Origin of the sequence: Picosynechococcus sp. PCC 7003 (assembly GCF_001693255.1) — a bacterium.
Classification (GTDB): Bacteria; Cyanobacteriota; Cyanobacteriia; order Cyanobacteriales; family MRBY01; genus MRBY01.
The window spans coordinates 1,868,597-1,887,871 of the sequence record NZ_CP016474.1 but is presented as its reverse complement, the minus strand read 5'-3'; the positions used below and the strand labels follow the sequence as shown (position 1 = coordinate 1,887,871).

General features: G+C 48.8%; 18 protein-coding genes. 11 read left to right on the top strand and 7 right to left on the bottom strand.

Going from position 1 to position 19,275, the window contains the following annotated elements:
• Positions 1-64 precede the first annotated feature (64 nt).
• The 7 genes from AWQ21_RS08980 (at position 65) to AWQ21_RS08950 (ending at position 7,943) form a co-directional block, all read left to right on the top strand.
• Complete coding sequence (locus AWQ21_RS08980; RefSeq protein WP_065714243.1) at positions 65-655, top strand: cell division protein SepF; 591 nt, start codon at positions 65-67, stop codon at positions 653-655.
• A gap of 152 nt (positions 656-807) precedes the next feature.
• Positions 808-1,617: a pyrroline-5-carboxylate reductase gene (proC, locus tag AWQ21_RS08975; protein ID WP_065714242.1), complete on the top strand. Its 810-nt coding sequence runs from the start codon at positions 808-810 to the stop codon at positions 1,615-1,617.
• Complete coding sequence (gene cofH / locus AWQ21_RS08970) at positions 1,614-2,771, top strand: 7,8-didemethyl-8-hydroxy-5-deazariboflavin synthase subunit CofH (RefSeq protein WP_065714241.1); 1,158 nt, start codon at positions 1,614-1,616, stop codon at positions 2,769-2,771. The genes proC and cofH overlap by 4 nt, the downstream gene beginning before the upstream one ends.
• Before the next feature lie 91 nt (positions 2,772-2,862).
• Positions 2,863-3,879 carry a c-type cytochrome biogenesis protein CcsB gene (ccsB, locus tag AWQ21_RS08965; protein WP_065714240.1) on the top strand — a complete coding sequence of 339 codons (1,017 nt, stop codon included), beginning with the start codon at positions 2,863-2,865 and terminating at the stop codon, positions 3,877-3,879.
• A 148-nt stretch (positions 3,880-4,027) separates the two neighbouring features.
• Positions 4,028-5,749: a KGK domain-containing protein gene (locus AWQ21_RS08960; RefSeq protein WP_065714239.1), complete on the top strand. Its 1,722-nt coding sequence runs from the start codon at positions 4,028-4,030 to the stop codon at positions 5,747-5,749.
• A 51-nt stretch (positions 5,750-5,800) separates the two neighbouring features.
• Positions 5,801-6,793 carry a tRNA lysidine(34) synthetase TilS gene (tilS, locus tag AWQ21_RS08955; protein ID WP_065714238.1) on the top strand — a complete coding sequence of 331 codons (993 nt, stop codon included), beginning with the start codon at positions 5,801-5,803 and terminating at the stop codon, positions 6,791-6,793.
• A gap of 367 nt (positions 6,794-7,160) precedes the next feature.
• Positions 7,161-7,943: an RNA polymerase sigma factor SigF gene (locus tag AWQ21_RS08950; protein WP_083997997.1), complete on the top strand. Its 783-nt coding sequence runs from the start codon at positions 7,161-7,163 to the stop codon at positions 7,941-7,943.
• On the opposite strand, the gene AWQ21_RS08945 is transcribed toward AWQ21_RS08950, so the two are convergent.
• The 6 genes from AWQ21_RS08945 to AWQ21_RS08920 all read right to left on the bottom strand — a co-directional run bounded on the left by AWQ21_RS08945 (position 7,940) and on the right by AWQ21_RS08920 (position 14,517).
• Positions 7,940-8,917 carry a DnaJ C-terminal domain-containing protein gene (locus AWQ21_RS08945; RefSeq protein ID WP_065714237.1) on the bottom strand — a complete coding sequence of 326 codons (978 nt, stop codon included), beginning with the start codon at positions 8,915-8,917 and terminating at the stop codon, positions 7,940-7,942. The two genes, AWQ21_RS08950 and AWQ21_RS08945, sit on opposite strands and share 4 nt — an antisense overlap.
• Before the next feature lie 360 nt (positions 8,918-9,277).
• Positions 9,278-11,512 carry a PBP1A family penicillin-binding protein gene (locus AWQ21_RS08940; RefSeq protein WP_065715284.1) on the bottom strand — a complete coding sequence of 745 codons (2,235 nt, stop codon included), beginning with the start codon at positions 11,510-11,512 and terminating at the stop codon, positions 9,278-9,280.
• A 195-nt stretch (positions 11,513-11,707) separates the two neighbouring features.
• Positions 11,708-11,911, bottom strand: coding sequence for a phycobilisome linker polypeptide (locus AWQ21_RS08935; RefSeq protein WP_012307538.1), 204 nt, complete (start codon positions 11,909-11,911; stop codon positions 11,708-11,710).
• Positions 11,912-12,137: 226 nt separating this feature from the next.
• Entirely contained in the window at positions 12,138-12,623 is a 486-nt protein-coding gene (gene apcB / locus AWQ21_RS08930) for an allophycocyanin subunit beta (RefSeq protein WP_012307539.1), read from the bottom strand.
• An 84-nt stretch (positions 12,624-12,707) separates the two neighbouring features.
• A complete protein-coding gene (locus AWQ21_RS08925) occupies positions 12,708-13,193 on the bottom strand; it encodes an allophycocyanin subunit alpha (RefSeq protein ID WP_012307540.1) in 486 nt (161 codons plus the stop codon).
• Positions 13,194-13,656: 463 nt separating this feature from the next.
• On the bottom strand, positions 13,657-14,517 hold the full coding sequence (locus AWQ21_RS08920) for a DUF72 domain-containing protein (protein WP_083997996.1): 861 nt from the start codon (positions 14,515-14,517) through the stop codon (positions 13,657-13,659).
• A 258-nt stretch (positions 14,518-14,775) separates the two neighbouring features.
• On the opposite strand from AWQ21_RS08920, the gene AWQ21_RS08915 reads away from it, so the two are divergent.
• The 4 genes from AWQ21_RS08915 to crtB all read left to right on the top strand — a co-directional run bounded on the left by AWQ21_RS08915 (position 14,776) and on the right by crtB (position 18,739).
• Positions 14,776-14,955, top strand: coding sequence for an NblA/ycf18 family protein (locus AWQ21_RS08915; RefSeq protein WP_030006436.1), 180 nt, complete (start codon positions 14,776-14,778; stop codon positions 14,953-14,955).
• 249 nt (positions 14,956-15,204) lie between these two features.
• The gene (locus AWQ21_RS08910) at positions 15,205-16,077 is read left to right on the top strand and encodes a universal stress protein (RefSeq protein ID WP_065715282.1); all 873 of its coding nucleotides are present in this window, start codon (positions 15,205-15,207) and stop codon (positions 16,075-16,077) included.
• Positions 16,078-16,245: 168 nt separating this feature from the next.
• Positions 16,246-17,661, top strand: a complete 1,416-nt coding sequence (gene pds, locus AWQ21_RS08905) for a 15-cis-phytoene desaturase (protein ID WP_065714236.1) — start codon at positions 16,246-16,248, stop codon at positions 17,659-17,661.
• A 136-nt stretch (positions 17,662-17,797) separates the two neighbouring features.
• Entirely contained in the window at positions 17,798-18,739 is a 942-nt protein-coding gene (crtB, locus tag AWQ21_RS08900) for a 15-cis-phytoene synthase CrtB (RefSeq protein WP_065714235.1), read from the top strand.
• A gap of 54 nt (positions 18,740-18,793) precedes the next feature.
• Here the strand turns inward: crtB and AWQ21_RS08895 are convergent, their stop codons facing one another.
• Complete coding sequence (locus AWQ21_RS08895) at positions 18,794-19,189, bottom strand: response regulator (RefSeq protein WP_065714234.1); 396 nt, start codon at positions 19,187-19,189, stop codon at positions 18,794-18,796.
• Positions 19,190-19,275 lie beyond the last annotated feature (86 nt).

Genomic DNA, 19,275 nt, shown 5'->3' with positions numbered 1-19,275 from the left:
CAAAATAGCGAAGCATATCATTATCAAAATATTGAAAACCCTATAACCAAGGATATTTAGCCCCATGTTCAACAGCATACGTAACTTCCTAGGCTTCAACGAATCAGAAGAATACGAAGAATACTATGAAGGAGAAATTGATAATAACGATTATCATGCCCTCTATCCTGCTGAAATGCCCACCCCTTTGCCCGAAGAGAGTGCGCCTGCCCCCCGTCGTCTACCTGAAAACCCTACCGTTGTTTCTAACTTTGCCATGAACTCTAACACCACCCCCGCTCGTAACAATGTCATTGGCCTCCCTGGCGTCAGTAATTCCCCGGCTGAAGTGGTCGTTTGTGAGCCTCATTCCTTCGAAGAAATGCCCCAAATTATCCAAGCCCTTAGGGATCGACGTTCCATTGTGCTCAATCTCAACATGATGGATCCCGACGAAGCACAGCGGGCAGTGGATTTTGTTGCCGGTGGGACCTTTGCCATTGATGGCCACCAAGAACGGATTGGTGACAGTATTTTTCTCTTCACGCCGAACTGTGTCCAGGTCACGAATCAAGCTAGCTTAAACCAAGAAGAAACCCCTGCGGCTCCGGCGCGTCCGGCGGCCCCGGCTCCGGCTTGGAATGACGACATGACGCCGATGGCCCAGGCTCAATAAAAATTAGCCCACAAAAACGCTGCAATCAAACGGCGATCGCCAAAATTTGGGGATAGATTTTCTGTCCCCTTTTTGATGCGGTACATTTGCCTTCTGGGAAAAAATCAGTCAAGATGAATGCGTCATTTCAGGGATGAATGTGAAAAATTAAAATGGCTGCAAAATTCGGCATGATTGGCGGCGGTGTCATGGGAGAAGCCCTCCTCGCACGGCTCCTCAAGGAACAGATTTACTTGCCAGCGGATGTGATTGTAAGTGAACCTGTGGCAGAACGGCGGGCTTATTTACAGCAGGAATATCAGGTAGACGTCACGGCAAAGAATCTAGAAGTGGCGATCGCCTCTGATGTTTTGATGCTGGCGATCAAACCACAAATTTTCAACCAAGTCACCAGCGAACTCCAAGGCCAGCAGCAACAAATGCGCCCCCTGGTGTTGTCAATCCTTGCTGGAGTGACCCTGACCCAGTTACAAAGCGGTTTCGGGGACTATCCTGTGGTGCGGGCAATGCCAAATACACCGGCGATTATTGGCCAAGGGATGACAGCGATCGCCCCTGGAGATCTCGTTTCAGAAGCCCAGGTCGCCCTCGCAAAACAGATTTTTGGGGCTGTGGGTGAAGTGGTGGTGGTACCGGAATCCCTGATGGATGCGGTTACCGGACTTTCTGGCTCTGGCCCGGCTTTTGTGGCCTTGATGGTAGAAGCCCTGGCCGATGGCGGCGTTGCGGCGGGTTTACCCCGGGCCACAGCCCAACAACTTGCCCTCCAAACGGTTAAGGGAACGGCTGAATTACTCCAAACCTCTGGCTTACACCCCGCCCAACTCAAAGACCGAGTCACCAGTCCAGGGGGCACTACGATCGCCGGCGTCGCTGCCCTCGAAGCCCACGGGTTCCGCTCAGGGGTCATTGCTGCTGTGACCGCTGCGAAGGCCCGTTCTGTCGAGTTAGGCCAAGGATGAATTTACTGCAGGTACTAGATGCGGCGATCGCTGGCGTTGATCTTACGGTTGAGGCAGGGGTATTTCTCCTTTCCCAAACGGAGCCGGCGGCCATCGAAAATATCCGAGTGGCGGCTGATACCCTCAGACAAACGCTTTGCGGGGAAACCGTCACCTATGTAGTTAACCGCAATCTAAACTTCACCAATATTTGTGAGCAGCATTGTCACTTCTGCGCTTTTCGGCGAGATGTGGGAGATCCAGATTCCTTTTGGCTCGACCAAGGACAACTCCAGGAAAAAGCAGCGGCGGCCTGGGCGGAGGGGGCAACGGAACTGTGCATCCAGGGGGGACTAAATCCCCAGGCAAAACGTAATGGGCGATCGCTCAACTATTACCTAGATTTGGTTTCTGCTTTAAAGGATGCTTTCCCTGGCTTACATCTCCACGCCTTTTCTCCCCAGGAAATTGAATTTATTGCCCGCGAAGATCATCTGTCCTTTCGGGATGTAATTATTGCCCTCAAGGAAGCTGGCGTTGATTCCCTCCCGGGTACTGCCGCAGAAGTTCTCGATGATCAAATTCGCCGTCAGATTTGCCCCGAAAAGTTAAAGGCGGCAACTTGGCTAGAAATTGTCAGTACGGCCCACCACCTGGGACTGCCGACCACCAGCACAATGCTCTGTGGCCACATCGAAACGCCATGGCATCAGGTACAACATTTAGCCCAAATTCGGCAGTTGCAACAACAGGCGATCGCCGAGGGGAAACCCGCGAAGATTACTGAATTTATTCTCTTACCCTTTGTCGGTCAGTTAGCCCCCCAGGTACTCCGCAAAAAAGTGGGCCGGGATCAACCGGATCTGCAAAAAACACTGTTATTGACGGCGGTGGCTCGCCTCTTCCTTGGCAAATGGATTATTAATCACCAGCCGAGTTGGGTCAAACTGGGCTTGGCAGGGGCCACCACTGCCCTCCGTTGGGGCTGTAATGATTTAGGCGGTACCCTCATGGAAGAGCACATTACCACCATGGCCGGTGCCCAAGGGGGAACCTGTTTAACGGTCTCTCAATTACGAACGGCGATCGCCTCAGTGGATCGCCTTCCCGCAGAACGTACCACCCTCTATCAGGATCGACATAGCCGTCGGGGGAGCTCAGCCGATATGATCTAATGGGAAAATAAGTAACGATAAAAATTTTTTAATCACAGTCCACTAAAAGTCCAAGCTTTTTTGATCGATATTTTTTTAGGAGAATCGCACAATGGATTTGGTCGCACTCCAAAGCCTTTTAGATAACACTTCTTTTCTGGTTCTTTTCTTAACAATGCTCCTCTATTGGGGCGGGGCCGCGTTCCCAAACATTCCGGGCTTAACTGGCTTAGGCACCCTCGGCGTGGCGATCGCCAATCTCTGCATGGCCACCCTCCTAGGAGCCCGTTGGTTAGAAGCGGGATATTTCCCCCTCAGCAATCTTTATGAATCGCTCTTTTTTCTCGCCTGGGGAGTGACCACCATGCACCTCGTGGCCGAATGGATGAGTCGCAGTCGTTGGGTCGGTGTGATTACTGCGCCGGTCGCCATGGGGATCACGGCCTTCGCAGCCCTTTCTCTCCCGGCGGAAATGCAAAACTCAGCCCCCCTTGTCCCGGCCCTCAAGTCCAACTGGCTGATGATGCACGTCAGTGTGATGATGATTAGCTATGCCGCATTGTTGGTGGGGTCTTTGTTGGCGATCGCCTTTTTAATTGTCACCAAAGGCCAAAAAATTGAATTGCGAGGCAGCTCCGTTGGCAATGGTGGCTATCGACTGCGCCAGCCCCAAAATCCCACCGGTGAAACCCCGGCAACCGTAGTGTCCTTTCAGAAAACTGAACCCCAAAGCAACGGGAATACCGCTGTCTTAACGTCCCCCGATCTCCAGCAGCTCACCACAACTGCGACCCTCAGCCCTCAGATGTTGAGCATTGCCGATACCCTCGACAACATTAGCTACCGCATCATTGGCTTAGGCTTTCCCCTTCTGACCATTGGGATTATTGCCGGTGCCGTTTGGGCCAACGAAGCCTGGGGTTCCTATTGGAGCTGGGATCCCAAAGAAACCTGGGCCCTCATTACCTGGTTAGTTTTTGCTGCCTATTTACATGCCCGCATCACCCGGGGTTGGCAAGGCCGACAACCCGCCTTTCTCGCAGCGGCAGGTTTTTTTGTCGTCTGGGTATGTTATCTAGGAGTCAACATCCTTGGTAAAGGATTACATTCCTATGGTTGGTTTTTCTAAAAATCCGTAAATTTTAAAGAGAAAAAGACATTTCCGTGGGAAAAGCCCGATTAAAATAGGACACAAAGGATTGAATTTCGATATCAGTCCACCCGAATCCTCTTTTAGCTTGATGACCTAACTATTTTGATACTGTGGGGAAATAACCGTGAGCAAAAACTTTCAACCACTGAGCAGCGGTGAAGTGCTGTCGATTAATAGCGAATCCCGTTTTGTAATCGGCCATAGCACTTTTCGCGTTGACGAGTTCGCCGCCGCCTTAAAACAACTCTTACTAGACCAAGGGTTGGGGGGACTCACTGAAGAAACCATTGATTGGCTAACGGATAATGGCATTGAATGTGATGTGCTACGGTTTGGAGCCTCTGGTTGGGTTAAAGGAAAAGTCAGACTACACCTTGAATTTGCCGAAGAAGATGGTGGGGAGGCAAGCGCAGACCCAAAGCCTAAGGCAGCTGCTGATCTTCTTCCTTCGGTAGCTGCCAGTGATTTCCCTAGTGCGACTGCATCTACGACTTCTGAATCAGACTTTGATGATTTGGAACTAGAGTTTAACGAAGCAGAATTTGCTGACCTTGGTTTGGATTTTGATGATTCTGAATCTGATACTGCAGAGCCAGAACTGCCAGACCTTGACTTGCCAGATATGGAAGCAGCCCCCCAGGATGTTGGTACTGATTTTGCCGATCAAGATGACCTCGATGATTTTGAGGCCCTTTTTGATGAATCCAGCGATGCTGCCGAGGCAGATCTAGCAGAACCCGTCGATGATCTCGATGAGCTGTTCGGGGAAGAAGACTTTGATTTTGATGCCGCCGTTGCAGAGGAAGCAGAGGAAGTACCTGAGATTCACGGGCCTGATGCGCCACGAGAAGAAGAAGCTGAAGCCACCGATGTTTTTTCAGACTTAGATTCAGAGGAGTTCGGAAAAACGGCAGATTTTGACGAAGCAGTGGCGGCGGAAGCGGGTTTCGCTGGGATCACCCCAGAGGCTGATCACGGCGGGGAGGATATCTCGGCTCCTCCCCCAGAACCCGTTGAACAATCCACCATTAGCGGTAGAGAAACTATTGTCTTTCAGGAAACCCTTGTTCAGCCGGATGAAGAGTTTTTAGAAAATATTTTCGATCAAGAAACGTCTGAAACCCCAGAACAACCTACCCCAGAGTCAGAAGCTGAACTTCAAGAAACCGACGATTTAGAAGCGTTATTCTCGGAAGACACACCAGCTAGTGATCTAAACGAAGCAATTTCTGACGAAGATCTCGATGATTTGTTTGGTGACACAGAAGAGGGAGATTTTGACCTTGATCTAGATTTAGATGAATTTGCTGATGATGATGAGCCAACGGCAATCACGGTCGATAGCGGCGAAGAACAAGAAACGGTTCTTAAGGATCTGTTTGATGAACCGGAACAGCTTCCAGAGGAAGATGATTTATTCCAATCCCTATTGGAAGAAAACCCAGCCCCCGCTACTGGTGATTTAGAAACGTTAGAAGATCTACCGGAGATGGAGACAGAAAGTACTCCTGAAGCCCTAGAAACAGATCTTCTGGATGCCCATAATCCTTTTGGAGAGGTGGCAGAAGACCAACCACCAACCCAGGATGATATTCAGGATGCTGCTTTAGAGGCAGATGATCCATTTGCGGTGTTCACAGACAATGACACAGAAAGTCTGGATGATCTGTCAGGAGATTTGGAGTTGTCTTTGGACGAGGCAGAAGAGTCTTTGCCTGAAGATAGTGATCTTGATTTAGGCGATCTTTTTGATGATTCTGAAGTCTCAAGCAATCAGAATACCCAAGCCTCAGATGATGATCTCGGTCAGTTCATTAATGTGGCGATGTTTCGTAAAAAGCCATAGGCTTTTGGATACGAAGGGTAGATTCTATGGGCGTATTAGACCGGTGATTCCATGAGCTGGAGTCCTTTACATGCGCGGCTAAACCAACAGTTGAAAGAATCAAATTTATTGCCGACAGGGGCCATGATCCTTATGGCTGTTTCAGGTGGGCAAGATTCTGTCTGTTTAAGTCAGTTGATGTTGGACTTACAAAGCCATTGGCAATGGTCCTTGGCGATCGCCCATTGTCACCATGGCTGGCCTGGTGATGACAATATTGCAACCCATGTGCAAACCTTGGGGGCACAATGGCAGTTACCTTTTCACCTTTGCTGCGCAGGGACTTCTCTCCCAGAAACAGAAAATGCGGCGCGCCAATGGCGCTATCAAGCTTTAACTCACTTAGCAGCCCAACTCGGCAAGGCTTATGTGGTAACTGGTCATACCCAAAGTGACCGCGCAGAAACCCTAATCTATAACCTGGTGCGGGGGTCTGGGATGGCTGGTCTCGGCAGTCTCACTGCATGGCGATCGCTCTCAGACAAAGTCATGTTGGTGCGCCCCTTGTTGACAATTACACGACAGGAAACAGGTAAGTTTTGCCGACAGTTTAATCTGCCTGTGTGTCTCGATCCTTACAATCAGCAAATGCGCTTTAAGCGCAACCAGGTACGCCAGCAAATCCTGCCCCAGCTACGGACATTAAACACCCAAGCTGACAAACACCTCGCCCAAACAGCAGTAATTTTGCAGGATGAAAATGACTATCTTGAGGCGATCGCTCAACAATATCTCCACCAAACCCTAAATCCCCAGCAACACCTCCATCGCCTCACCCTACAGCCTTTGCACATTGCCCTCCAACGCCGCATTATCCGGCAATATCTCCAGCAAATTTTGCCCAAAATGCCAACCTTTGCCCAAATTACTGCTACAGTCGAATTGATCCATGGCTTTAATGGCGATCGCCTTAGCACTTTACCCGGGAAAATTCAACTGCAAGTCACTGGAGAATGGCTTGTGCCGAAGGCACCACAATCGAATTCTCCCAAGCCAATTCACTAAGATAAAATAATCACTTGCCACAGACCAAAAATCATTAATTCCGTAGATCCAGGGAGAACATTGAAAGAATTGAAAAGGAGATCCCCCTTCGTTTTTCAGTAATTCCACGGAGTTTTGTTGAAGATTCCGTAAAAAGTAGTGAACTTTGATAAAAATCAATACTATTTTGAATCTACCTATGCCAATATTATGATCACAAACGGCATAACTGACAGATGCTAAAGATATCTGAGATTGTCTTTCCCAAAACTCTCCTCTAGTCTTGCATTAATCTTTGATTTCTTCATCAGAAAAATAGCGGATCTTTTCTGACTTGCTCCAATCCATTTCTCAGTAATACTTTGACTATTGATCTGGCCGAAAAATAATGGAACCTACGATGACGACGAAAGTCAGTGACAATATTAAGTCCAAAACCCTGGAACTGTTACAGGAATATCGGCAGTCCCAAGATGTCAAAATTCGCAATCAAATTGTGAGTTTAAATATTGGTTTAGTTCGTAAAGAAGCCCATCATTGGTCGAGACAATGTAGCGAGAACTTTGATGATCTCATGCAAGTGGGCAGTTTAGGTTTGCTCCGAGCCATTGAGCGATTTACCCTAGAGCGCGGTAATGCCTTTAGTTCCTTTGCAAACCCCTATATTCGAGGTGAAATTCAACATTACCTGCGCGATAAAAGTTCCACTGTTCGTATTCCCCGTCGGATGCTCCAATTACGGCAACAATCTAATCGATTTATCCAAGCCTTTCGCCAAGAACATAATCGACAACCTTCCATCGCAGAAATTGCCGAACATCTCGATATTTCCGTGAGCGAGTGGCAGTCAATTAATCTTGCTTACCAAAATCGTGATCCCGTTAGTCTTGACGTTTCTGTAAAAGCTGATCAAGGGGAAAACACTTCTCTAGGGGATCTTGTTCCGGATCCGGGTTACAAAAGCTTTCAACTGGCCATTGAAGATCAAATTCGCATTCAACAGGGCCTTGCTCAACTCGAAGAACATACTCGCAAGGTATTGGAATTTGTTTTTCTCCATGATCTCACCCAAAAAGAGGCCGCTGACTTACTGGGAGTGAGTGTCATTACCGTTTCACGACGGATTAAAAAAGGCATTAATTCCCTCAAGAAAATCATTGGTAGTGACTAGAGGCTGACATTCTGGAGGCGATCGCGGGGCTTAAAAGAATTAAGGGCCCGGAGCTTCTCATAGCACTCTTTCTCTGCTTCGGTGGGCGTAGTCGGGACAACAATCTCAATTTTGACGAGCTGATCCGTGCGGTTGCCCTTCGGTTTGGGCCAGCCCTTGCCTCGGAGTCGTAGTGATTGCCCTGATTTAATCCCTGGGGGGATTTTCATCGTCACCTTGCCATCTGGTGTTGGGACGGCGACAGAGGCCCCCAGTACAGCCTCGTCGGGGGTAATTGGTAAAGTACAGGTTAGGTTATCCCCTTCAAAATGGAAAAAGTGATGGGACTGGAGTTGGACAATTAAATACAAATCCCCCCTTTGTCCTCCCATGACACTGGGAGAACCTTTGCCTTTGACGCGGATTTTATTGCCGTTGGTGACTCCCGCCGGAATTTTAACCGTAATGGTTTCTGTGCCTAGACTCAATCGTTTTTCAACGCCTCGAAAGGCTTCGGAGAATGTCAATTGAATATTTGCTTCTCGATCTGCGCCCTGGGTGGTGCCACTCGCTGTTGTATTAAAGCCAAAATCACTGTAAGGATTGCCGGTGCCCCGTGGCCCAGCGCCCGCTGCGGCTCGTCCGAGTAAATCATTAATAAACTCGTCAAAGCTGCCAAAATTACCAAAGTCGAAGTTACTAAAATTCTCAAAATCGACATTAACGCCAGCACTATAGGGACTGCTGCCCCCGCGAGAAGCCTGTTGCCAGTATTGGCCAAACTGGTCATATTTTTGCCGTTTTTCTGGATCAGAAAGAACTTCGTAAGCTTCACTAATTTCTTTAAACTTTGCTTCGGCAGCCTTATCCCCTGGATTGCGATCGGGATGGTATTGGAGAGCGAGCTTGCGAAACTTTTTCTTAATTTCATCGGCAGAGGCACTTTTACTGACCCCAAGGATGGAATAGTAATCTTTAAAATCCGTTGCTGCCATCGAAATTAAGCCTCCTTGCGGGGGTCATGATTTACTACACCATAGAATAGCAAATTGCTCTGCCAAGAATGGTTTGGTTTTCCCTATGGGGCATTGTTGGATCTCCGTATGAACAACGCTTTTAACGGCAAAGGGTTGAAATCCCCGCCCCTTGGGGCGTAATGCTCTATAATCATATCGTTGACACGGCAACGGATAGCGAAAACCAAGCTAGACACATACAAAGTATTTTTTTGTGACCGTGATTTTTGTCCTCGGGAACCGGGGAGTCCGCCTATCGCCAGAATATAAGACTCGCTATTCCTCGGAATAGAAAGCTGTTCTTTGGGTAGGAAGCCCCGCTGCTTGCGGCGGGGTAGTTCACAAGGCTTCACGCATATAAGCGCCCCACAGTTTAGCTGCGTAGGAACTGCCACCCCGAGTGGGACTATTGTCGTCGTTTCCCAACCAGATGGCCGTTACTAAATCTTGGGATGGGACATAGCCCACAAACCACAGATCGACGTTGCTGTTCGTTGTCCCTGTTTTGCCGGCTTCATCAAGGCCTAGGCGGGCGGCAGTGCCTGTGCCCCCTTGAATCACCCCTTGGAGCATCTCGGTCATGGTGCGGGCGGTATCGCGAGAAATAACCTGTTCTCGGTGGAGATCGGCGCGGTTACTGAAATCGTAGAGTAAATGACAGCTATCAATGGTTTCGCCAGTACAGTCGCTGCTGTCGAAAATACGGCGGATGGCGTGGGGTTTGTTCCAGGTGCCATCGTTGGCAAAGGTGGCATAGGCCCCTGCCATTTCTAGGACAGAGACCTCGCTTTCTCCCAAAATCAAACCAGGAGAAGGCCTCAGTTCTGAGTCTACGCCTAATTTTTGGGCAAAGTTAATGACGCGATCTAACCCCACTGTCTGGGCAATACGCAAGGCGATCGCATTTTCGGATTGGGCCATGCCACGAAACATATCGGTACTGGCGGTGCTGGTGCGCTCGCAACCACGATATTGTTGTCCTTGCCAGTTGAGGGGCGCACAGGAAAAGGCCGTGTAGGGAGAAATGCCTTGTTCAAGGGCGGCACCATAGCCAAACACCTTAAACGTAGAACCAGGTTGTCGTTTAGCTTGAACGGCGCGGTTAAATTGGCTTTCGGCGTAATCTTTACCGCCAACCATGGCGAGAATTTCGCCTGTGTCGCTATCGAGGGTGGCGATCGCCCCTTGGGAAAAGCCGACCTGGGAGCCATCCTGCTCTATGGATGCCTGGAGAGCCGAGGCAGCTTTCTGTTGCATCGTAATATCTAACCCCGTTTCGATGTAAAGATTCCCCATTTTCATGGCATCTTCCCCCAGTAATTCCGTCAACTCCTGCTGCACATAGCCATAAAAATAGGGTGCTGCATTGTTAGACAGCGAACGGCGGGCCTCTTCACTCAAACGCTCTTCAATGGGGGTTAATTTTGCCTGACGTTGTTCTTGGTCGGTGATCATCCCCAATTTGTACATCCGGTCAATCACAAGATTGCGTTGTTCGCGGGATTTATCCGGGTCAACGATAGGATTAAACGCATTTGGGGCGGGCAACATGGCAATCAAAGTGGCAGACTCCAGCAAATCTAGATCCCGGGCCGACTTATCAAAATAAAACTGGGCGGCATCTTCAAACCCCGACTGGCCCACCCCCAGGTAAACCTTATTTAAATACAGCAGCAAAATTTCATCTTTACTGAAGAAAGTCTCCATCTTCAGGGCCACAATCATTTCCCGTAACTTGCGGCTGGCACTTTTTTCCCGCCCCACCTCTGGAAACAGACTCCGGGCTACCTGCTGCGTGATCGTACTCGCCCCCTGGGTCGCGCTTCCCCGTGAAAGGGCCACCCTGATTGCCCGAGCAATCCCAATCGGATCAATGCCTGGGTGCCAATAGAAACGGGCATCCTCAGAAGCCATCACACCGTTTTTGAGGTAAGGCGAAAAATCTTTGAGCCGCGGCAGTTCCCGGTGGCTATCGGTGGTGACGGGGTTAATAGCCGTCTCTCCGTCCCGGGAAAAAATCACCACAGGGCCTGTAACGCCAGAAGGGAGGGGATTTAGAGGATATTTTATCCATTGCCACAGCAAGAATAGGGTCAGAAAACCGACAAAACCACCGCCGCTGAACAGACCATAACGAATAATCTTGACCCACATAGGGATTTCGTAGCGGTAGGTCAAACAGGCGGCCTGGGCTAATTCTGGGGGCGCAAGGTGGATAACATCACCATTGCGGAGGGGAAAATGCTTAACTTTACGCCGATTGACGTAAATGCCGTTGGAAGATCGTTCATCGTGGATGAGGTAATGGCGCGGATTCTCTGGATCTTTGCTGAGTGAAAAATGTTGGGCACTCACCGTTTCGTTGCGGATGGTGATATCTTGGCTCGAACTTCGCCCCCCGGTGTGGCGATCGCCAATTAACGGAAAAGGTTGTGTCTGGCCTTCAATGTGTAGCTCAGGTACACGGGCACCGGGCTTGAGGGTATGCTGCCCAAAATGAACCATCGTATTGAAAGCTTGGGTGACCATCTGTCCCAATTGTGTTTTCGGAGGTTGAGGATTTGGTTGGGTCATCGCGAGTACCACCACAAAGAGACACTGAAAATACAAGATCTAGGGTAGTCAATTTTGGCGTGAAATTTAGACGCTGTTACCCATTCGTGAACCAAATTTCTACCAATCCCCCCAATTTTGCAAAAAAAATAAGAGGCCGTTAATCGACCTCCCCAAGTCAAACCCAAAAACAGATGGACGCTTGATGATTCGTATTTAGGTCAAACCAGTATTGGTGCCGGGCTTACCAGTTGCCAGTTGCACCTTAACAATCTTGCCGCCCATCTTCATGATGCGTTGTTGCTCACGGAACCAATTGTCGTAGGGAACTAGCTTGGTGAAGTATGTATTTTGTAGTTCACGCTGTGTCCGAATTCGGCTTTGGCTTGGTACACAGGCCGTAATTTTAAACATCCGCATAGCTTAAATGATCTCCTTAAACGTTTTTGAACCCAGTCGTTTATCTGAAAGAGTTTTATTATCAAGGCTGATATAGCAAAGTTCGGAAGTCGCAACCCAGATTCTAGATCCCCAAAACTTATACCCAGACAAACCTAGTAAAAGCTTACAAAGAGCTAGACAGTGAGCGCATACCCCCGAACTCAATTGGGTTACTACACCACTTGCATCCGACAGATGCGAAGCATTAGCTTAAGCCAGAGCAGATGTAGTCGAAGTAAACACCCATTTCACGGCCAGCGTCAGCACCGACAAGACCAGCAGTGACTTCTTTCATTGCTTGGATCGCTTGAACAGTAGAACCAACGGGTACACCGAGGGAGTTGTAGGTTTCTTTCAAACCGTTGAGCACACGCTCATCGAGGATAGAAGGATCGCCAGCAAGCATTGCATAGGTTGCATAGCGGAGGTAGTAGTCGAGGTCACGAATACAAGCAGCGTAACGACGAGTGGTGTACATGTTGCCACCAGGACGAGTTACATCAGAGTAAAGGAGAGACTTAGCAACAGCTTCCTTTACGATTGCTGCAGCGTTAGCACTGATGGTGCTAGCCGCACGAACACGGAGGGCACCAGTTGTGAAATAAGCTTTGAGCTTATCCATTGCACTGCCATCAAGGTACTTACCTTGGACGTCAGCAGAGTTGATTACAGAAGTAATTGCGTCTTGCATTGTTATAATTCCTTATCTTAGTAGGTCTTAACGAAGTTCCAGAGGGCAAAAACCACTATGGAGAAAGTAATCAAATTTGTATGATTACTCCATTGCTCCGATGACATAGTCAAAGTAAGCACCAGCTTCAGCTGCATCGTCGCCAGACATCATGCCAGTCGCAACAGCTTTCATTTCACGAACTGCCTGAGCAACCGCGTCAACGGGAGTGCCCAAGGACTTGTACATTTCGCGAACGCCAACAAGACCGATTTCTTCGATTGGAGTTACATCACCAGCAACGACACCGTAGGTGATCAGACGGAGATAGTAGTCCATGTCACGGAGGCAAGTTGCAGTCATTTCTTCGCCGTAAGCGTTACCGCCGGGAGAAACAACGTCAGGGCGCTTCTGGAAGAGGGCATCACCAGCAGATTTGATGATGCGCTCACGGGAGCCAGTCAGGGTTTCAGCGATCCGAAGACGGCTTTCACCAGAAGTAACAAAAGCTTTGATGCGATCGAGTTCACCGGGGCTGAGGTAACGAGCTTCAGCGTCGGCATTCACGATGGATTTCGTGACAATACTCATCTATGGATTCCTCCTCTAGATATGAGACTAAATAAAGTAAATAATTACCAGATTTTAGATTTAAACTGGTTTTTTATCAAATAAATGGTGGCTTTCTTTAATTTGCTTTATATTGCTCAAATTAAAACCAACATTGTGGGTGTATGAGGCGCCTAAGCGTCCGGATTACTATCTAAATATTTCATCAGAGAAATAAGCCGACACTGTCCTAGGTTTTCCTACAGCCATCCGCAAATATTTTGCGTTACTGTGTCACCTCTCCTTGTTGTTTCGTAACAGTTTTTAACATCTACAGGGGCTAAGGGGGGTCTTGGGTTTGGTGCCGTCCTGAGGAACTCGAACCAAGATTTTTCTCAGTTGCTGGTCGCTTTACTGAAAAACGGGCCTTTAATTTTGCGGTGAGCGAGGTTGTATGGGTAGGAGAATGCCGGAATAAGATGTTGAATGTTGGAAGGCGATGTTTTTAGAAGAGACTGAGTTGTTCGGGTTCGGGGATGAGTTTCTGCCAGGGGAGAGGTGGCACGGGAATTTGGGACTGTTGCAGTTTTTCTTGAAAGTAGAGGGCATGGCCGGGGGAGTGATCTTCGATGGGACAGTGCATGAAGAAATAAGTAGAGTAGCCGGCGGCATACCATTGTTGAATCTGCTGACACCACTGCTCAAAGTAGGGCTGATTTAAGGAACGTTTGGGGTGGCTGATGAAGCGGACAATGGCCTTCTGGTTCGTTACTGTTGGGATCAAGGGCACTTCTGGTTTGGGACGTTGGGAATGGGCCTGGGGATTATCGGAGCAGTTGTAAATTGGGCGGGTATCTAATAGCACTTTACTCACGCCATGATGGGCGAGGAGGGCGTCGAGGCGATCGCGGTGGGGCGCTTGAAACCAGTCGAGGTGGCGTACTTCCACACCTAGGGTGATGGGACAATCTGCTAAAGCGAGTAGAAATGCTTGTAGATCGCCATAGTAATTCGGGGAATAGTAAGGGGGAAGCTGGGCAAAGATACAGCCTAGGCGATCGCCTAAGGGCTCAACCCGGTCGATAAACGCCTTTGCTTGGTCTAATTGAGCCATTAATGGGCCTTGGTGGGTCACGGTCTGGGGAAATTTCAAACAAAAGCGGAATTCGGGGGGCGTTTGTTCCCGCCAGCGTGTCACTGTTTCGGCAGAGGGCACCGCATAAAATGTTGTATTTCCTTCCACGGCATGGAGGCGATCGCCATAGAGCCTCAAAAAATCCTTCGCGGCACTGCCTCTGGGGTAAAAATCCCCTAACCAACCGCGGTAGGCCCAGACCGCACATCCCAAACGAAATTCCTGCACCACTAAGACATTTCCCCCTATTGCTGGTTGGGCTATCCCTAATATTTTCCAATTTTATCTAGAAATCCAGACAAACAAGTATTTTTACTCATTGCTTTGTTCACTTTGAGCAACTTACGGGGAGAAGAATCGCTAAAAACGAATTAACACAATCACACAGTTGTCAATAATTGTTTACAATATGTAATAGTTGGCCTGGCATTTCTGCATCAGGAGAAATTCAGCCCAGTATTGATAGTCAAAACTGTTCAGGAGATAACTATGTTTCCAACAAACAACGAACTCTCATTAGAGCAACAATTCAGCCTCCGTTCCTTCGAAAGCCAAGTGCAACAGATGAATCGTGAGCAAGCCCTAGAACATCTCGTGAAACTTTATGAACAAATGCTCTCACGGGAAAATATGTACAAAGAGGTAATCAAGCACCAATGGGGACTCTAGGGGATAGTCCAAACGCTGGAAACAGCATTAAAAGTTAGGTTTATTCTGACCCAAAGCATCCACTGGTAAACGTGAATATTTTTCACTGGCCTCCTTCTCGAGCCTGATCACGAAAGCATCATGCTAGGGATGCGGGGGTAGGGAAAAAATTCCAAATGATTTATTGAATTGCAGTTCAACATCCTGAGAGAGAAGTGCTACCGTAAAGAAAATTTTGATTCTTATCCCACAAGTTTTAGCGATATTGCCATGTTTCATAGCGCCTTAGTCTGTACAGATTTTTCCGATGGCTTAGATCGACTCACTGGCTGCATCGCAAATCTGGTACAGGGAGGACTATCCCGGATTGTTTTTTTTCATAGTGTGCCCCTCTGGACGGAAGGTAATATCCCCCGCATTGACAAAGAAAAGGTTGCCGCTGCCCAAGCCCATCTTTCCAAGGCCCTAACTCAGGTGCCGGCTGGTGCAGATGTAAAAGTAGAAATTGTTTCTGGGAATGCCCTTGATAATATTCCCCAAGTCATTGAGCAATATCAATGTGATGTCATCTTGGTGGGCACCCCCATCAAAAATTTAGTCCAAGAAAAAATGTTCGGTAGCACGAGCCTGGGCCTGATTAAATCTCTCAAAAAGCCGATCATGATCCTCCGGCCCCAGATTGTCTCGACCTACACCCGTGAGGAGTTGGCGCTGCGTTGCCGCCATCTGTGGCGATATCTGCTGCTTCCCTACAATGGCAGTGATGAAGCGAAGTATCTGGTTGAACAGGTTAAGGCTTTTGCGCAAGATGCGCCCCAAGGGGCGATCGCCAATTGTTTTTTGTTGTCTGTCCTCGATAATTCTGGTATCCAGCGGATTCAGATTGAATATCTGCAAAAGGAGGCCGAGGAAAAACTGGCGAAGGTCAAAGAAGAGCTAGAAGCCCTGGGACTGACGGTCAAAACCGCCGTTAAAATTGGCAATCCCCTCAGTGAAACCCTTGATATTGCCGTCAAAGAAGATATCAGTGCGATCGCCATCGCCAGCAAACCCCGCAATCAACTCCTGGAACTCACGGTGCATAGCTATGCCAGCGATTTGTTGCACCGCAGTTGGTTCCCGACCCTATTTTTCCCGATGTAGATAACTGAGGGCCGCATAAAGGCGATCGCCCTTGCGACAAATCAGACGGTTGATTTTGTTGAAAATCAAGGGATTTCTGGAGAAAAACGCAAATGTAACGAATTGCAAAGTATAATGAACAACAGCTAATTTTTAGTTGTCGTTCGTTAGAGTAGGAAGCCCTTCACCATGCGAGTTGCGATCGCCGGAGCCGGATTAGCAGGATTATCCTGTGCGAAATACCTTGTTGATGCAGGACATACTCCGATTGTCCTCGAAAGAAGAGACGTTCTCGGTGGCAAAGTCGCCGCATGGCAAGACGAAGATGGTGACTGGTATGAAACTGGTCTACATATCTTTTTCGGCGCTTATCCCAATATGCTCCAACTATTCAAAGAACTCGACATCGAAGATCGTCTGCAGTGGAAAGAACACACGATGATCTTCAACCAACCCGATGCCCCCGGAACCTATTCCCGGTTTGACTTTCCCGATCTGCCCGCTCCCATCAACGGCGTGTTTGCCATCCTCCGCAACAACGACATGCTCACCTGGGAAGAAAAAATCAAATTTGGCATCGGCTTAATTCCGGCGATGGTCCAAGGTCAAAAATATGTCGAAGAAATGGATCAATATTCCTGGTCCGAATGGATGAAAAAACAGGGCATTCCAGAACGGGTCGAAAAGGAAGTTTTTATCGCCATGTCTAAGGCGCTGAACTTTATCAACCCCGACGAAATTTCTGCCACCATTTTGCTCACCGCCCTGAACCGCTTCCTCCAAGAAAAGAACGGCTCGAAAATGGCGTTCCTCGATGGCTCCCCCACAGAGCGTTTATGCCAACCCATTGTGGACTACATCACCGAGCGGGGCGGCGAAGTTCATCTCAATCGTCCCCTCAAGGAAATTCAACTCAACGATGACGGTTCTGTAAAAGGCTTTCTCCTGCGCGGCTTAAATGGGGCCGAAGACGAATTTTTTGCCGCCGATGCCTACGTTTCAGCAATGCCCGTCGATCCACTCAAGGTAATGTTGCCGAACCCCTGGAAAGAAATGCCCTTTTTCCAGAAACTGGATGGCCTCGAAGGAGTTCCGGTCATCAACCTGCATATGTGGTTTGATCGCAAATTAACCGATGTGGATCACCTCCTTTTCTCGCGATCGCCCCTCCTTAGCGTCTATGCCGACATGAGTAATACTTGCCGTGGTTACTATAGCGACAAATCCATGTTGGAGTTGGTCTTAGCCCCCGCAAAAGACTGGATCAGCAAGTCCGACGAAGAGATCATCGCCGCCACCATGGAAGAATTAAAACAACTCTTCCCCGATGACTTTACGGGCGATAATCAAGCCAAGCTTTTGAAGTACCATGTGGTGAAAACCCCCCGCTCTGTCTACAAGTCAACCCCCGGTCGCCAAGATCACCGTCCTTCCCAAGAGACGCCCATCTCCAACTTCTTCCTCACTGGGGACTACACAATGCAGCGCTATCTCGCCAGCATGGAAGGAGCTGTCCTCTCCGGGAAACTCACCGCCCAAGCCGTTGCTAAAGCGGCTGAAACCACCCTTGCTGACCAGGCCACCACTGTTTCCGTTGCCGCATAAAATCAGTCTGTGGGAGACTTCTTGACAAAATTAAGATTAATTTCCCATTTGACTCGTACAATGCGACAATCATTATGGCTTTTTTTGCCCACGGGGAGGCCCGGAAACGACTCCCCAGACACTTCGCCCGCAACGCATGCTGCAATTGTCTAGACTTCAACCTTCTCCACCCACTGCCTCATCCTTCATTTCCCGTGAAGAGGCCTACGAATATTGTCGTACTGTTACGGCGATGTATTCTAAGACGTTTTACCTAGGCACTCTCCTCATGCCCAAGGAAAAGCGCGAGGCGATTTGGGCCATTTATGTCTGGTGTCGCCGCACCGATGAACTGGTTGATGGGCCAGAGGCAGTCAATACCACCCCAGAAACCCTCGATCAGTGGGAACGGGATCTTGAATCTGTATTTGCGGGGCAACCGGTTGCGGATCCAGATGTGGCTCTGGTGGACAGCTTGAACCGTTTCCCCCTCGATATCCAGCCCTTTCGGGACATGATTGCTGGGCAGCGCATGGATTTGTACCGGAGTCGCTATGAAACGTTTGAAGACCTAGAGCTTTATTGCTATCGAGTCGCTGGAACGGTGGGTCTGATGTCCGGAGCGGTTATGGGTTTAGAAAATCGCACAAATACGGCTCCCTGGAATAGTCAAATTCAGGCTCAAATGCCAACAGAGGAGGCGATCGCCCTTGGGATTGCCAACCAATTAACAAATATTCTCAGGGATGTGGGGGAAGACCGGGGTCGCGGTCGCATTTACCTTCCCCTAGAAGATTTAGCGCTATTTAATTATTCTGAAAAGGATTTGTTTGCTGGAGTGATTGATGAGCGGTGGCGATCGCTGATGAAATTCCAAATTAAGCGGGCCCGCCACTATTATCAAATTGCCGAGCGGGGGATTCGAGCCCTCCACCCCGATGCCCGTTGGCCGGTGTGGTCTGCCTTGATGCTGTACCAAGGGATCCTCGATATCATCGAGAAAAACGACTACGATGTTTTTAACCGCCGTGCCTATGTGCCGACGGCGAAGAAAATGGTTTATCTGCCCGTCGCCCTACTGCGATCACAGGTGTTGTAGAGTGTTGGACGTAACGGATTTTTGCTAAATCTCAAAAAAGGCGATCGCCAAGTTTTACTCCCCAATCAGGCGACGAATCTGCTGCAAAAAATCATCATAATTAACCACTGGCTTAGAAATATAATCCTCAGCCCCACTCTTGCTGAGAAACGTTTCGCGATCGCCTTGCATTGCGTGGGCCGTCACTAAAATAACTGGAATGTTCTTCGTCTGGGGATCCGCCTTAAGCATTTGGGTAATCCGAATCCCATCAACTGACTCCCCTTCATAGAGGCTCGCCGTCAAAGAGACGTCCATCATCACCAGATCAACCTTTCCCGCTGACGTTAAGGCCATAATTTCCCCGACATCCTCAGAGCAGAGCACCTCAAACTGGCCTCGCTTTTTCAAAATCGTGCTGAAAACACGCACATTAATCGGATCATCTTCAACTATCAATATTGTGGCCATAACTACTTTCTTGAGATTAGGGATAACTGCAAACAATCAACTCTGACATTCATTGTGGCGTAATAACTGAGTCTTTCGGGTCGCTA

Excerpts from the sequence above, each read along its gene's own strand:
- AWQ21_RS08980 (WP_065714243.1), top strand. The coding sequence starts at position 65 with ATGTTCAACAGCATACGTAACTTCCTAGGCTTCAACGAATCAGAAGAA.
- proC (WP_065714242.1), top strand. The coding sequence starts at position 808 with ATGGCTGCAAAATTCGGCATGATTGGCGGCGGTGTCATGGGAGAAGCC.
- cofH (WP_065714241.1), top strand. The coding sequence starts at position 1,614 with ATGAATTTACTGCAGGTACTAGATGCGGCGATCGCTGGCGTTGATCTT.
- ccsB (WP_065714240.1), top strand. The coding sequence starts at position 2,863 with ATGGATTTGGTCGCACTCCAAAGCCTTTTAGATAACACTTCTTTTCTG.
- tilS (WP_065714238.1), top strand. The coding sequence starts at position 5,801 with ATGAGCTGGAGTCCTTTACATGCGCGGCTAAACCAACAGTTGAAAGAA.
- AWQ21_RS08950 (WP_083997997.1), top strand. The coding sequence starts at position 7,161 with ATGGAACCTACGATGACGACGAAAGTCAGTGACAATATTAAGTCCAAA.
- AWQ21_RS08945 (WP_065714237.1), bottom strand. The coding sequence starts at position 8,917 with ATGGCAGCAACGGATTTTAAAGATTACTATTCCATCCTTGGGGTCAGT.
- AWQ21_RS08940 (WP_065715284.1), bottom strand. The coding sequence starts at position 11,512 with ATGACCCAACCAAATCCTCAACCTCCGAAAACACAATTGGGACAGATG.
- AWQ21_RS08935 (WP_012307538.1), bottom strand. The coding sequence starts at position 11,911 with ATGCGGATGTTTAAAATTACGGCCTGTGTACCAAGCCAAAGCCGAATT.
- apcB (WP_012307539.1), bottom strand. The coding sequence starts at position 12,623 with ATGCAAGACGCAATTACTTCTGTAATCAACTCTGCTGACGTCCAAGGT.
- AWQ21_RS08925 (WP_012307540.1), bottom strand. The coding sequence starts at position 13,193 with ATGAGTATTGTCACGAAATCCATCGTGAATGCCGACGCTGAAGCTCGT.
- AWQ21_RS08915 (WP_030006436.1), top strand. The coding sequence starts at position 14,776 with ATGTTTCCAACAAACAACGAACTCTCATTAGAGCAACAATTCAGCCTC.
- AWQ21_RS08910 (WP_065715282.1), top strand. The coding sequence starts at position 15,205 with ATGTTTCATAGCGCCTTAGTCTGTACAGATTTTTCCGATGGCTTAGAT.
- pds (WP_065714236.1), top strand. The coding sequence starts at position 16,246 with ATGCGAGTTGCGATCGCCGGAGCCGGATTAGCAGGATTATCCTGTGCG.
- crtB (WP_065714235.1), top strand. The coding sequence starts at position 17,798 with ATGCTGCAATTGTCTAGACTTCAACCTTCTCCACCCACTGCCTCATCC.
- AWQ21_RS08895 (WP_065714234.1), bottom strand. The coding sequence starts at position 19,189 with ATGGCCACAATATTGATAGTTGAAGATGATCCGATTAATGTGCGTGTT.